This is a genomic window from Pseudomonas sp. MSSRFD41, assembly GCF_014230245.1.
Lineage (GTDB): Bacteria > Pseudomonadota > Gammaproteobacteria > Pseudomonadales > Pseudomonadaceae > Aquipseudomonas > Aquipseudomonas piscis.
Window position 1 is genome coordinate 106,854 of sequence record NZ_JACKZK010000017.1, and the last position, 15,031, is coordinate 121,884.

3 protein-coding genes (1 of these 3 running past the window's edge) are annotated in these 15,031 nt (G+C 67.5%); all 3 read left to right on the forward strand.

What is annotated here, in order from left to right:
* Tightly spaced (each overlapping or abutting the next), the 3 genes in view from H7A76_RS23050 to H7A76_RS23060 form a layout consistent with a single transcriptional unit that may run on beyond the window.
* Window positions 1–1,527 carry the 3' portion of an SDR family NAD(P)-dependent oxidoreductase gene (locus H7A76_RS23050; protein ID WP_185700642.1) on the forward strand. The gene continues 13,263 nt to the left of window position 1, outside the view, so 1,527 of the gene's 14,790 nt are visible here — the last part of the coding sequence; its start codon lies beyond the left edge, outside the window; the stop codon is at window positions 1,525–1,527.
* Entirely contained in the window at window positions 1,524–13,613 is a 12,090-nt protein-coding gene (locus tag H7A76_RS23055; protein WP_185700643.1) for an SDR family NAD(P)-dependent oxidoreductase, read from the forward strand. The genes H7A76_RS23050 and H7A76_RS23055 overlap by 4 nt, the downstream gene beginning before the upstream one ends.
* A complete protein-coding gene (locus tag H7A76_RS23060; protein WP_185700644.1) occupies window positions 13,610–15,019 on the forward strand; it encodes a cytochrome P450 in 1,410 nt (469 codons plus the stop codon). Before H7A76_RS23055 ends, H7A76_RS23060 begins: the two co-directional genes overlap by 4 nt.
* The last annotated feature ends 12 nt before the right edge of the window (window positions 15,020–15,031 follow it).

A 15,031-nucleotide genomic window follows, 5' to 3' on the forward strand; every position in this document is an offset into this window, starting at 1 on the left:
CGCCGCCTGGGCGTGTTCTTGCAGCCGGGACAGTTCGACGAGTGCGACGCCCTGCGCCAGTTAGCGGGTATCGGCGAGCACTATGGCCGCTGGTGGACCACCAGCCTGCAGTGGTTGCAGCAGCATGGGCTGATCGAACGGCGGGGGAGCCAGGCCGCCCTGGCTGCCCAGGCGCCCGTGGAACAGCTGGAGCAACCCTGGGACCGGCTCAGGGACTCGTTGCTCGCCGAGCCCCAGCGCAAGGCCCAGGTGCAGTTGGTGGACGCTTGCCTGCGGCAGCTGCCGGCGATACTCGCCGGTAGCACCCAGGCCACCGATGTGCTGTTTCCCAACGGTTCGATGAGCAAGGTCGAGGGGGTATACCGCGACAACGCCTTGTCCGACTACTTCAACCAGGTGGTGGCCGCAGTGGTGCGACAGCACCTGGAAATGCTGCCTGCCAGCACAGCGCAGCGACCGCTGCGGATCCTCGAGATCGGCGCCGGCACCGGGGGCACCAGCTCCATCGTGCTGCCGGCGCTGCAACCCTGGCGCGAGCGCATCGCCGAATACTGCTACACCGACATTTCCCAAGCGTTCTTGCTGTACGCCAGGAAAACCTATGGCCCGGACCATCCTTTCCTCAGCTACCAGGTGTGGAACGTCGAGCAGCCGCCACACGCCCAGGGGCTGGAGGAGGGCGGCTATGACATCGTCATTGCCGCCAATGTGTTGCACGCCACCAGCAACATCCGCCGGACCGTGGCCCATGCCGCGTCCTTGCTGCGCGGCGGCGGGATCCTGGTGCTGAACGAAATCAGCCAGCAATCGCTGTTCTCCCACCTGACCTTCGGCCTGCTCAAGGGCTGGTGGCTGTACGAAGATCCGCAGTTGCGCATTCCCGGTACTCCGGCGCTGGCCCCGCAGAGCTGGGCCAGCGTGCTGGGCGAGAGCGGTTTCGACCAGGTGCTGTTCCCCGCACAGTGCGCCCATGAGCTGGGCCAGCAGGTGATAGTCGGGCGCCGTGACGAGACTCGACAGCATCCGCAGGCCCTGCCCAGTGCCGCGCCGCGCGCGATCCCGCCCGCGACTGCGCCTGTCACCACCGCGACCACCGAGGGCGCGCGCACGGCGCTCACCGCCCTGGCCCTGGAGGGCCTGGCCAAGGCCCTGCAACTGGAGCCCGGGCGTATCCAGGTGGACCAGCCGTTCGCCGACTACGGTGTCGACTCGATCCTCGGCGTGAGCTTCGTCAGCCACATCGGCGATGCCCTGGGCCTGGAACTGAACACGGCGCTGTTGTTCGACTACCCATCGCTGCAAGCCCTGGTGGACTACCTGCTGGAGCATTACCCGAGGCAATGCGCCCGCCTGGGCGCAAGCCCGGAGCAGGCCATGGTGGCGCCGCCAGGCACATCCGTAGAGCACCTGGAGGCGGCGTTTCTCAACGGTGAACTGGCAATCGATGAATTGCTGAAAATCGTCAACGACAGCGTCGCGGCCAACCAGGGCATCGCGCAGGCAGCGGTGGGGAAGGGACAATCATGAGCAGCCAAGCATTTCAATCCATCATCGCCCGGCTGCAACAGCGCCAGATCAGCGCCGACGAGGCCGGGCAACTGTTGCGGCGGCTCAAGGCCGATAGCCAGGACGTGGCCCAGGAAGGTCGCGGAGAACGGCCGGCGGTTGCCGAGGAAATCGCGGTGATCGGCATGGCCGGGCAATTTCCCGGCGCGGCCGACGTCGAGCGTTTCTGGCACAACCTCAGCACCGGCGTCGATGGCGTGGGCGAACTGGGCGAGCGCTACCTGGACCAGCGACGGGCCTTTTCGGCCGAGCGCCAAAGCGGCAAGACCTATTGCAAGTGGGGTGGGATCCTGGAACAGCGGGACGACTTCGATCCGCTGTTCTTCAATATTTCCCCCCGCGATGCCGAGTCGATGAATCCGCACCAGAGGCTGGTGCTCCAGGAGAGCTGGAAGGCCCTGGAAGATGCCGGCTACAACCCCAAGGGCTTGCGTGACCAGGCCGTGGGGATCTTCGTCGGTGCCGAGCCGGCGGGTTATTTCCACGAGACCTTCATCGGCGCCTCCGACGCGATCATCGCTTCGCGGCTGTCTTACTACCTGGATTTCAAGGGGCCGGCGCTGGTGGTCAATACCGGTTGTTCGTCCTCGGCCACGGCGATCCACCTGGCCTGCGAAAGCTTGCGCAACGGGGAGTCGACGCTGGCCCTGGCCGGCGGTGTATTCGCCACCCTCGGCGAGCCCGGGCTGATCAGCCTCGCCCAGATGGACATGCTTTCGCCCACCGGGCGCTGCCATACCTTCGACCAGCGCGGCGACGGCATCGTCCTGTCCGAGGCGGTGGGCATGCTGGCGCTCAAGCGCCTGTCCGAGGCACTGGCCGATGGCGACCCGATCCACGGGGTGATCTGCGCCTCGGGAATGAACCAGGACGGCGCCAGCAACGGGATCACCGCGCCCAGCGGCCAGGCCCAGGAGCGGCTGATCGGCGAACTGTATCGGCGCCATGGCATCGACCCACGGCAGATCAGCTACGTCGAGGCCCATGGCACCGGCACGCCGCTGGGAGACCCGGTGGAAGTCAACGCGCTGGTGCGAGCGTTCCGCCAGTTCACCAGCGACACCGGTTATTGCGCGCTGGGCAGCGCCAAGGCGCACATCGGCCATGCCTCGGCGGCCGCCGGGGTGGTCAGCCTGATCAAGATCCTGTTGTCGATGAAACACCGGCAACTGCCGGGGCTGCTGCACTTCCAGCAGCTCAACCCGCGCATCGAGCTGGCGGGCTCGGCGTTCCATATCCATCGCGAACCTCGGGAGTGGCCAGCCGACGGCCCGAGGATGGCCGCGCTCAATTCCTTCGGGCATAGCGGCACCAATGTGCACATGGTCATTCGCCAGGCGCCGCAAACCCTGGCGGCCCCCACCGAGGAGCCGGGCCCGCTTTGCCTGCTACCGTTGTCGGCACGTACCGCCGATAGCCTCAGGCGCTATGCCCGGCGGCTGCGCCAGGCCTTGCTGGACCCGGACCTGCGCCTGGCGGACCTGGCCTATACCCTGCAAGTCGGACGGCAGGCCCTGGCGCATCGATTGATGTTCCTGTGCGGCGACAAGGAGCAGTTGCGCCAGCAACTCAACCACTGGCTGGATCGCCGCGCCTGCCGGCATTGCTGGGACGGCCAGGTCGTGAGTGGTGAACGCCGGGACATCCCGTTGCCCGTCGCTGGCGATCCGGCGAGCCTGCAAGCACTGGCCGAAGCCTGGGTGGCCGGGGGCAGCCTCGACTGGGCTGCCTTCAATCGCCAGCACCACAGCACCGCGCGGCGGATACACGCGCCGGTCTATCCCTTCGCCCGACAGAACTTCTGGATACCGCCAGCACAACGCGGCGCCGCGGCGGGCGAGGCCGGCGCCGGTATCGCGGCGCCCCTGCATCCGTTCCTCGAACGCGACACTTCGGATCCGCAGCGGCAACGCTTCACCAGTCGATTCGATGGCCAGGAGTGGTTCCTGGCGCAGCATCGGGTTGCGGGGCAACGGATCTTTCCCGGGGTCGCTCACTTGGAGATGGCCCGGGCCGCCGTGGCCCTGGTCGCACCGGGACGACAACCGTCACTGAGCCAGGTGGTCTGGCTGCGGCCCCTGATCGTCGAGGACCGGCCACGGCAAGTGGAGGTCGAACTCACGGCCGAGGACGATGGGCAACTGCGCTTCGAAATCAGCAGTCGCGAACTGGATCCGGCGACCGGCCAGGCGATGGGCCAAGCGCTGTTGCACAGCCAGGGCCTGGCCAACTTCGCCGCGCCCGCCGCGCCGCAGTTGGCCGACCTGGCGGCGTTCAAGGCACGCATGAACGGTGGCCAGCTTGATGCCGGGCAGTGCTACCAGGCTTACCAGGCCATGACCTTCGATCACGGTCCGGCCTACCAGGGCTTGCAGAGGGTGTACCTGGGGCATGGCGAGGTGCTGGCGCAACTGGCGCTGCCCGCTTGCCAGCAGGCGAGCCTTGGCGACTATGTGCTGCACCCATCGCTGCTGGACTCGGCATTGCAGGCCGCCATTGCCTTGAGCCTCGGGGCCGATGTGGTGCTGGACGAGGAACAGCGGCAGCAGTTGCCGGCGTTGTCCCGGCCGACGCTGCCGTTCGCCCTGGAGGCCTTGCAGGTCCTGGACCGCTGCAGCGAACGGATGTGGGCCCGGGTGGGCTATGCCGAACGCCGCGGGGACCAGCAGGCCGAGACGGCCCTGCAGCGCCTGGACATCCAGTTGTTCGACGAGCAAGGCAAGCTGTGCGTGGCGCTGCGAGGGTTCACCTCCCGGGTACTGAACCCGGTGGACGAGCCGGTGGATGGCGCAACGGCGCTGCCACAGACCCTGTTGTTCCAGCCGCGCTGGCTTGATGAACCCGCGCCCGCGGCAGCCGCGCCGGAGTTCGAGCAGCGCCTGGTCCTGCTCAGCGGCTTCGAGCCGGAAAGCGCCGGCCAGGTCCAGCGGCAACTGGACGGGCAGGGCGTCGGGGGCCAATGCCGGGTGCTGGACTTCATCGAACAGGACTGCGCCCTGGACTATGAACGGACCGCCCTGGCGCTGTTGCAGCAAATCAAGGGGCTGCTCGGCGCAGGTGGCGGCCGGCGCCTGTTGCAATTGGCGGTACATGACCCCCATGGCGAACGCCTGGTCGGCGGCCTGGCGGCGCTGCTGCGCAGCCTGCAACTGGAGGTGCCGGCGGTGCGTGCCCAACTGCTCGAACTGGACGAACCCCAGTGCCTGGCACAACGGTTGGCGGACAATGCGCCAGCGTCCGATGTCGCGATCCGTTACCAGGGTGGCCGGCGCCAGGTCCTGCACTGGCTGCCTTGCCCCCCGATGGACCTGGCGATCGAGGCGCCGTGGCGGGATCGCGGGGTGTACTTGATCACTGGAGGCCTGGGCGGCCTGGGCCGGGTGTTCGCCCAGGCCATCGTCGCCAGCGTCAGCGACGCTGTGTTGATTCTCACCGGCCGTTCGCCAGCGACCGCGGATGCCATGGCCGGGATCGATCCGCGGCGCAACCGCATCGAGTACCGGCAACTGGACGTCAGCGACGAACCGGCGGTACGGCGCCTGGTGGCAGAGATCGTCGCCGAGCATCGGCATCTGGACGGCGTGCTGCACTGCGCCGGGGTGATCCAGGACAGCTTGCTGGTCAACAAGCAGGACGAGCAGTTCAGGCAGGTGCTGGCGGCGAAGGTCGCCGGTACCCGTCACCTCGACCTGGCCACCGCCGACCTGGCGCTGGATTTCTGGATCGGTTTTTCCTCGGGAACCGGTGTGGTCGGCAATGTCGGCCAGGCGGACTACGCCGCGGCCAATGCCTTCGTCGATCGCTATGCGGCCTATCGCCAGCGGCTCGTCGCCCAGGGGCTGCGTCAAGGCCACAGCCTGGCGATCAACTGGCCACTGTGGAAGGACGGCGGCATGCGGGTGGATGCCGCCACCGCCCGGCAAATGCAGCAGGACACCGGCATGCTGGCGATGCCCAGCAACGCCGGGATCCATGCCTTGCGCCAGTGCGTTGCCCTGGCATTGCCCCAAGTGTTGGTCATGCACGGCCAGCCTGGGCCGATCATCCGGCTGGTCGGCGGCACGCCACGGCCGGCAGCGCCGCCGCCCGGGTCCGCCGGCGTGGCGCCCGCGGCTCCCGGGCTGGGCCAGGCCTTGCAGCGGGCCTTGATCGAGCAGGTGTCCGCGCAGATGAAGATTCCCGCCAGCGATATCCGCACCGATGCCGAGTTCAGCCAGTACGGCTTCGATTCGATCAGCCTGACCACGCTGGCCAACAGCCTGAAGCAGCAATGGCGGCTGAGCCTGGCGCCGACGATCTTCTTCGAACACGCCACCATTGGCCGCTTCGCCGCTTACCTGGAGCGTGAGCATCACGATGTGCTGGCTGCGCGGTTTGCGCCGCGGACCGAGGCGCCCCAGGAGCAAGCCCTTGAGCAACCGCAGCCGACAGTGACGCCACGGCCAGCCGCGCCATCGCCGGCCACGACGGCGGCAGGTGCGGCCCTGGATGACATCGCGATCATCGGGGTCAGCGGGTGTTTCCCCATGGCCGAGGACGTCGCTCAGTTTTGCCGCAACCTTCAAGATGGACGCGATTGCATCAGCGAGGTGCCCGCCAGCCGTTGGGACTGGCGCGAGTATTACGGCGATCCGCACCGGGAACCGAACAAGACCAACGTCAAATGGGGCGGATTCATTCACGGTGTCGACCACTTCGACCCGCTGTTCTTCGCCATCTCGCCGCGTGAGGCGCAGTTGATGGACCCCCAGCAGCGGTTGCTGATGACCCATGTCTGGCTGGCTATCGAAGACGCCGGTTATGCCGCCAGGGACCTGGCCGGCAGCGATACTGGGATCTTCGTCGGCACCGGGGTGACCGGCTACAGCAGCCTGATCGCCAAGGCCGGGGTACCGGTGGAAGGCTACAGCGCCACGGCGATGGTGCCTTCGGTTGGCCCCAACCGCATGAGTTTCCTGCTGGATTTCCATGGCCCCAGCGAGCCGATCGAAACCGCCTGTTCCTCCTCGCTGGTGGCCATCCACCGCGCCGTGCAAGCCATTCGCAGCGGCGATTGCGCCATGGCGATCGCCGGCGGGGTCAATACCCTGGTCGCTCCCGAGGCCCAGATCAGCTTCAGCAAGGCCGGCATGCTGGCGCTCGACGGGCGCAGCAAGACCTTCTCGGCCCAGGCCAACGGTTATGCGCGGGGCGAGGGGGTGGGGATGATCGTGTTGAAAACCCGCGCCCAGGCCGAAGCCGATGGCGACCCGATCTACGCGCTGATCCGCGGTACCGCACAGAACCACGGCGGCAAGGCCAACTCGTTGACGGCGCCCAACCCCCGTGCCCAGGCCGAGCTGCTCAAGAGCACCTACCGCAAGGCCGGGGTCGATCCGCGCAGCATCGGCTACATCGAGGCCCACGGCACGGGGACCGAACTGGGGGACCCGATCGAGATCAATGGCCTGAAGATGGCGTTCCGCGAACTGGCCGATGAGCTGGGCGGCGAACAACCGGGCCAGGGGTACTGCGGGGTCGGCTCGGTGAAATCGAACATCGGCCACCTGGAACTGGCCGCCGGGATCGCCGGGGTGATCAAGGTGCTGTTGCAACTCAAGCACAAGACCCTGTTCAAGAGCCTGCACTGCGAGTCGCTCAACCCCTATATCGAACTCGATGGCAGCCCCTTCTACGTTGTCCAGCACAGCCGTCCCTGGGCCGCCTGCAAGGATCGAGACGGCAACGAGCTACCGCGCCGGGCAGGCATCAGCTCGTTCGGTTTCGGCGGCGCCAACGCCCATATCCTGCTGGAGGAATACCGCGCGCCGCAGCCGTTGCCCAGCGAGGCGTCGCCGGGCCCCAGGGCGTTCCTGCTCTCGGCCCGCACCGAAGACCAGCTGCGTGAGTCGGCGCGACGCCTGGCGCAGTTCATCGCCAGCGTCCCAAGCCAGGCCGCTGGAGATGTCCAGGGCTACCTCGACGCCCTGGCCTACACGCTGCAAGTCGGCCGTGAGCCGATGGCGCAGCGGCTGGCCTTGTTGAGCGACTCGCTGGCGGACCTGCAACGCCAGCTCGACACCTTCGTCGCCAGCGGCAAGGCGCCGTATCGCGGCCTGGCCACGGGCGACAACCCGGCGCTGGCGCTGTTCGGCCAGGATGACGACATGGCGGCCGCCTTGACGGCCTGGATCGCCAAGCGCAAGTACCACAAGCTACTGGAACTCTGGGTCCAGGGCCTGGCGCTCGATTGGCGTCAGTTCTACCGCGAAGGGCGGCCGATGCGCCGCCTGAACTTGCCGGGCTACCCCTTTGCCGGCGAGCGCTACTGGGTCACCGATCTTGCGTGTACCCCAGGCAGCGGCCAGTCGGTCACTGGCGCCTGGTTGCATCCACTGCTGGAGCGCAACACCTCGGATTTCTCCCGGCAGCGTTTCAGCAGTCGCTGGCGGGGCGACGAGCCCTGGTTCGCTGACCATCGGGTCGCGGGCCAGAGCACCATGCCCGGCGTGGCCTACCTGGAAATGGCCCGGGCGGCGATGGTCCGCGCGCTGGACCCGCAAGTCCTGGATGGCGGCACGTTGCAACTGCGCAATGTGGCGTGGCTGGCGCCCTATGGGCCGACGCCACAAGCCAACGAGCTGCACGTGGAGTTGAACCTGGAGCAGGAGCGGATCGAGTTTCGGATCTATTCCCAGGTCGGTGCCGTGGTGCAGGAGCATTGCCAGGGCAGCGCCCAGGTGGTCACGGCGAGCCAGGCGCCCGCGCTGGACCTGGATCGACTGCGCGCGGACGGCTGGACGCGCAGCATCGAAGCCGGCGAACTGTATACCCGCTTCGCCGCGCTGGGCATCGACTATGGCCCGAGCCATCGCGGGGTGTCGCGACTGTGGCTGGGCGAGGGCCGGGTGCTGGCCCAACTGGAGTTGGCGCAACAGTGGTTCGAGGGCGATTGGCTATTGCATCCGGGCATGCTCGACTGCGCGGTCCAGGCGTCCATCGGCCTGCTGCAAGGCCCGGAGGGCGAGGGCGAGACACTGCTGCCTTTCGCCGTGGAACAGGTGCAAGTGCACGGTGGCTGCCAGCCACGGATGTGGGCCCTGGTCAGCCTGGACAAGCGTGCAGGTTCGGCCGTGCAACGGATCGAGATCCAGCTGTGCGATGCCCAGGGGCACGTCGCCGTGACACTGCGCGGCTTCAGCTCGCGGCCACTGGGCAAGGCGCGCGAACCGGTGGCGGCGCTGGCCGGCTCCCCAACGCTGCCGGCAGGCCTGAGCCTGTTGGCACCACGCTGGTCGGCTTGCACCGCTCGACCAGGCCCGATACAGGCACTGCCGACCCTGGTCATGGGGGCATCCGAGGGACATCGCCAATGGCTGTCCGGCTTGTACCCCGGGTTCGAGTGCATCGCGGAGCAGTCCGGCGACATCGAGGAACTCGCTGCCCAGCTGGCCGCCTGCCGGCCATTCCAGCGCCTGGTCTGGGTGGCGCCGGCACAGCAGGCCACGCTGATGCTGTTTCGCTTGATCAAGGCACTGTTGCAGTCGCAGGTGGCGCAGCAGGCGCTGCAACTGCAGCTGGTCTTCAGCGCCAGCGTGACGTTGCATGCCGCTGAGCCCTTGGTGCCGGAACTGGCCGCCTGCCACGGCTTGGCCGGCTCTCTGGCCAAGGAGCAGGAACAGTGGCGGGTGGAACTGGTGGATCTGCCGTCGGATGACCAGGCATTGCCCCAAGCGCTGCTTGAGCCGCAAGTGCCGGGCCAGTGTCTGGCCTGGCGCGACGGGCAGTGGTTCGAGCAACGCCTGCTGCCCCTGGCCGACAGCCCGGAGCCGGGCGCCGGCACGGTGCATTACCGCGAGGGCGGGGTCTATGTGGTGATCGGGGGGGCCGGCGGAATCGGCGAGGCCTGGAGCCGTCATCTGATCAGCCACTGGCGGGCGCGGGTGGTCTGGCTCGGGCGGCGTGCCGCCGACCAGCAGATAGAGGACCAGCTCGAACAATTGGCGCAACTGGCCCTGCAGCATGATGCGGCCCCGCCCTTGTACCTGCAGGCCGATGCCACCGACCCCGAACAGTTGGTGCGGGCCAGTCGGCAGGTCGCCGAGGCCTGCGGGCCGATCAATGGCTGGGTGCACTCGGCACTGGTGCTGGACGATGCGCGCCTGGCGCAGATGGACGAGGCGAGATTTCGCGCGGTGTTCGATGCCAAGCGCCTGAGTTGCATCGCCCTGGCCGCGGCTTGCGGCGCGGCGGACAACCCGGCGTTGGATTTCGTGCTGTTCTTTTCGTCGATGAATGCCTTCAGCCGTGCCGCCGGCCAGGGCAACTACGCCGCCGGTTGCGCCTTTGCCGACGCCTTCGCCGCGCAGCTCGGGCAACAGCTGGCCTGTGCGGTCAAGGTGATGAACTGGGGGTATTGGGGGTCCGTCGGGGTGGTGGCCGATCCGGCCTATCGGGCCCGCATGTCTGCCCAGGGCCTGGGCTCGATCGAACCGCCGGAGGGCATGGCGGCGCTCGATCGCCTGCTGGCCAGCCCCTTGGCGCAACTGGGCTTGATCAAGCTACTGCGCCCCATGGCGATCACCGGCATCGACAGCCAATGGCAGTTGGCGTGCTACCCGGCGCGGCCGGCGCTGGTTCGCGAGTCGTGGTCGGAGGTGGCCCATGGTGCCGGCGCGGCACCGCAGCATCACGCGGCGGCCGGGGAGATGAACCGGCTGCTGCTGGCCCATATCTTCGCCTGCCTGGGCGAGTTGGCCGGCGGCGGGCCCCTGACCGAACAGCGGATAGCCGCCGCGCCGGCGGTGGCGGCCAACCTGCTGGCCCAGCCGTTCTACCGCCGCTGGTTGCGCGAGAGCCTGCGGCTACTGGTACAGAATGCCGATATCGACGAGCAGGGCCACCTGCTGTCGCCCCTGCCCGAGCCTGCGGCGCTGCGCAGGCAATGGCAACAAGCCAGCCAGCCGTGGCGGGGCGATGCCGACTTGCAGGCGCAGTTGCACCTGGTGCAAGCCTGCATGGAAGCACTGCCGGCGATCCTGCGGGGTGAACAGGCCGCCACCGCCGTGATGTTTCCCGATGGCTCGATGAGCCTGGTGGAGGGCGTCTACCAGAACAACCGGATCTGCGACTATTTCAATGCGGTGCTGGGCCAGGTAGTGGCCGATGTCGCCCAGCGCCAGGCCGCCAGTGGCCAAGCATTGCGGATCCTGGAGATCGGCGCCGGCACCGGCGGTACCACCGCCACGTTGATCGAGGCGTTGCGGCCGTGGCAACAAGGCATCGAGGAGTACTGCTATAGCGATATTTCCCAGGCATTCCTGCGCCATGCCCAGGTCCATTTCGCGCCCCGGGCGCCTTATCTGCGCACGGCGATCTTCGATGTCGACAAACCCTGCGCCGAGCAAGGCATCGACCCGCAGCGCTATGACCTGGTCATCGCCACCAACGTATTGCATGCCACGGCCGACCTGCGGCGTACCTTGCAGAACGCCAAGAGTGCGCTGCGCCAGGGCGGCCTGCTGGTGCTCAACGAAATCAGCGACCGTTCGCTGTTCACCCATCTGACCTTCGGCTTGCTCGAAGGCTGGTGGCTGCACAACGATACGGCGTTGCGGATTCCTGGCTGCCCGGGCCTGTATCCCGAGCGTTGGCGGCACTTGCTGCAGGCCCAGGGCTTCGAGCGCATCGCCTTCCCCGCTGCGCCAAGCCATGGCCTGGGCCAGCAGATCATCGTCGCGGCCAGCGATGGCGTGGCCTGCCTGCCGGTCGCGGTCGAGTGGGCGCCAGCCGTGGTCGCGGCGCCGGTGGCCGCCGACACCGAGCCCATGGCCAGCGACGATCAACTGCTGGCCGGGCAGTGCCGGCAATGGGTCACGCAGGTGGTGTCGCAGTTGGTCAACATGGCGCCCGAACGCCTGCAGCGGGACATGGCCTTCGATCGCTATGGTATCGACTCGATCCTGCAGATCAGCCTGATCCAGGCCCTGGAGAAAACTACCGGTGAGCTGTCGCGCACCCTTCTGTTCGAACACAACACCATCGACCAATTGGCCAGCTATCTGATGGCCGAACATCGACCGGCGCTGGCCGCGCGCTTCGCGGCGGCGCTAACCGCGGCCACGCCGCCGATGACAGCGCCCGCGGCGCCGACGGTACGCGCGCCCCTGGCCAGCCGGCTACGAGGCCCGGTGGCCGGCGCGCAACTTGCGGGTCCTGCAGAGCCAGAGGTTCACGGACGCGATATCGCCATCATCGGGGTGGGCGGTCGTTATCCACTGGCAACCGACCTGGAGGCGTTCTGGGACAACCTGCGCAACGGGCGCAATTGCGTCAGCGCGGCCGAGGGCCAGCGCTGGCCAACCCCTGATGGCCAAGTGCAAGGCCATTACGGCGGCTTCCTGGAACAGGTCACGGCCTTCGACCACCAGGCATTCGGCATCGACGAAGCCCAGGCGCGACATTTTTCGCCGCCGCTGCGCCAGATGCTCGAAGTGGCCTGGCTGACCTTCGAGAACGCCGGCTACAACCGCGATGCCTTGATGCGCTTGCAGCAGGAGCCAGGAGCAGCCGTGGGGGTCTTCATCGGCTCGATGTACAACCAGCCGGCGGTAGGCCAGGAGAGTGCCGAGCTCGTCGCGATCGCCGCCAATGTCACCGACTGGCAACTGCCTAACCGGATTTCCCATCACTTCGATCTCAAGGGGCCGAGCCTGGCGGTCAATACCGCCTGCGCCAGCTCGATGTCGGCGATCCACCTGGCCTGCCAGAGCATCCTGCAGGGCGAGTGCGCGATGGCGTTGGCCGGCGGCGTCAACCTGATCCTCGATCCGTCGCGCTACCAGACCCTCAAGCAGGCCAATCTGCTTGGCACCTCGACGCTCAGTCGTGGCTTCGGCCTGAGCGACGGCATGTTGCCAGGCGAGGGCGCCGGCGCCGTGCTGCTCAAGCCGCTGGCGACGGCGCTGGCCGATGGCGAACGGATCCTCGGGGTGATCAAGGGCTCGGCCCTGAACCATGGCGGCGGCAAGCTGCAATATTCGGCGCCCAATACTCGCCAGCAGACCAGCGTGATCGCCGAGGCTTTGCGCCGCTCGGGCCTGCAACCGGCGCAAATCGACTATATCGAAGCGGCGGCCAATGGCTCCGAGCTTGGCGATCCGATCGAAGTGGCGGCGTTGAAAAAGGTCTTTGGCGAACTGCCTCCCGGCAGTTGCGCCCTGGGCACGGTGAAATCCAACATCGGTCATCTCGAGGCGGCGTCGGGCATCTCCCAACTGACCAAGGTGCTGCTGCAACTGCAACATCGACAATGGGCACCGACCATCAACGCCGAGCCGCTGAATCCGCATATCCGCCTGGAAGGCAGCCCATTGCGCCTGCAGCTCGAGGGCGGGCCCTGGGAGCCAGGGGCGAACGGCCAGCCACGGCGCTGCCTGATCAACTCCTTCGGCGCCGGCGGTGCCTACGCCAGCCTGGTGGTGGAGGAATACCGGGACGCCCGGGCGCAGCGCGAGAGGACAGTGGGCGAGCAATTGTTGATCATCGCCGCAGCCAGCCGCACGAGCCTGATGCTCTACCTGCATAAGCTCCAGGCGCTGGTAGAGGAACATCCGACTATCGAAATTGCAGATCTGGCCTACAGTTTAGCCCTGCGCGAACACCGCCTGGCCCACCGGGCCGCGCTGGTGGTCCAGGATCGGGCGCAACTGCTGGCCGGACTCGAGTCGCTGCTGGCCGGCCTGCCCGTGGGTGATTGCTGGCTTTCGGCGAGCACGGGCATCGAGGCCGGCGAGCCGCCGCTCGCCGCGGGTTCGCTGAGGCAAGCAGCCGCGGCCTGGTGCCATGGCGCCGGGCTGGACATCCCGGCGCGGTATCCCCGGGGCGGCAATCGCATCGCGCTGCCCGGCTATGCGTTCGAGCATCCGCTACCTGCATCGGAGCCCGGCACGACCTCTTCGGCGTTGTTCTCCGGCGAGCTGTACCGGCGCATCAGTGGTGGCGAAATGGACATTGCGCAATTTACCCAGCTGCTCACCCGCTCAACCAGCGAACAGGGAATGTTATGAGCCAGACCCAGGACACCCCCACAGCGATCCACGGAGATACCAGCGCAGCCCACGGCGCGGGCCGGCCCGCCCGGCCGCTGGCGGCCAATCTGAAGCTCAAGGACGGCTTCCCGGTCATGCCGGGCAAGCTCCCCTTGCTGGGCCACGTCCACCGGATCGGCAAGGACGCGCTCGGCGAACTGCGCCAGGCCGAGGCTGCATGCGGACCGATCTTCTGGACCTACTTCGGTAGCCAGTTGCCGGTGCTGCAGATCACCGACGAGGCGGGCCTGGCGATCCTGCAGAACAAGTACACCGACAACTCCTACCTGCGCGAGCAAATGCCGGTGATCACCGGTGAGGCGATGAACGCCTTCGATGGCCCGCGCCATCGCAATGCGCGCAAGGCCAGCACCGACGCCTTCACCCCCAGGGGGCTGAGCCGGGCCCAGGTCGGCGAAGCCATAGTGCAGACCATCGAGCGGCGCGTCAGCCACTGGTGCCGGGAAAACAAACTGGCGATCTTCCCGCAGACCAAGGACATCGCCCTGGAGGTGGTGTTCCGTATCCTGGGGATCCAGACCCAGGAGCTGGAGCTGTGGCGCCATCAATACGAAGAGTTCTTCCTCGGCATGATCCCGTTGAAGATCAACCTGCCCGGTTTCCCGGCCTGGCGCTGCCGCAAGGCGCGGCGCTGGCTGGAGCAACGGGTGGCGCAGATCGTCGCCGACACCCGGGCCAGGGATGATCACGACAGCCTGGTGGGGGCGATGATCTTCGGTCGCGATGACCACGGCAATGGCATGTCCGAAGTCGAATTGGTGCACAACATCCTCGGCCTGGGCTTCGCCGGTTCCGAGACCACCGCGGCGGTGATGGCCTGGTCGGTACTGCAGCTGTCGCAACATCCGGGGGTCTGGCAACAGCTGTGCGAGCAGGTCGCCCGGCTGCCGAGCATGCCCGTGACCCACGAGGAGCTGGCCAGCCAGGTGCCGCTGGCCGAGGGGATATTCCGTGAAACCATGCGCTTGTATCCACCGGCGCCCTTCGAGATGCGCAAGGTGCACACCAGCTTCGAGCTGATGGGGCACACCATCCCCGCCGGAGTGATGGCCGGGGTCAGCCTGCTGCACGTGTCGCGCAATCCCGAGCGCTACCCGGACCCGGACAGCTGGCGGCCGGAGCGCTGGCTGGGCCTGGACCGTGCCTTGAACCAGGTGGAAACCTGCCAGTTCGGAGGCGGGCCCCACGCGTGCCTCGGGCGCCATGTCGCAGCGCTGGAAATCACCCTGTTCATCGCCATGCTGGCCAGGGAGCTGGGGCCCAGGGGCATCGTGCCGCGCCTGGTGGGCAAGTTGCCACCGCCGGCCTACCTGCCATTCCTGCGCCCTTCGAACAAGGCCCTGCTCGACCTGAGTGGCGCATGAACGCGCGGGGCA

Excerpts from the sequence above, each read along its gene's own strand:
- H7A76_RS23055 (WP_185700643.1), top strand. The coding sequence starts at position 1,524 with ATGAGCAGCCAAGCATTTCAATCCATCATCGCCCGGCTGCAACAGCGC.
- H7A76_RS23060 (WP_185700644.1), top strand. The coding sequence starts at position 13,610 with ATGAGCCAGACCCAGGACACCCCCACAGCGATCCACGGAGATACCAGC.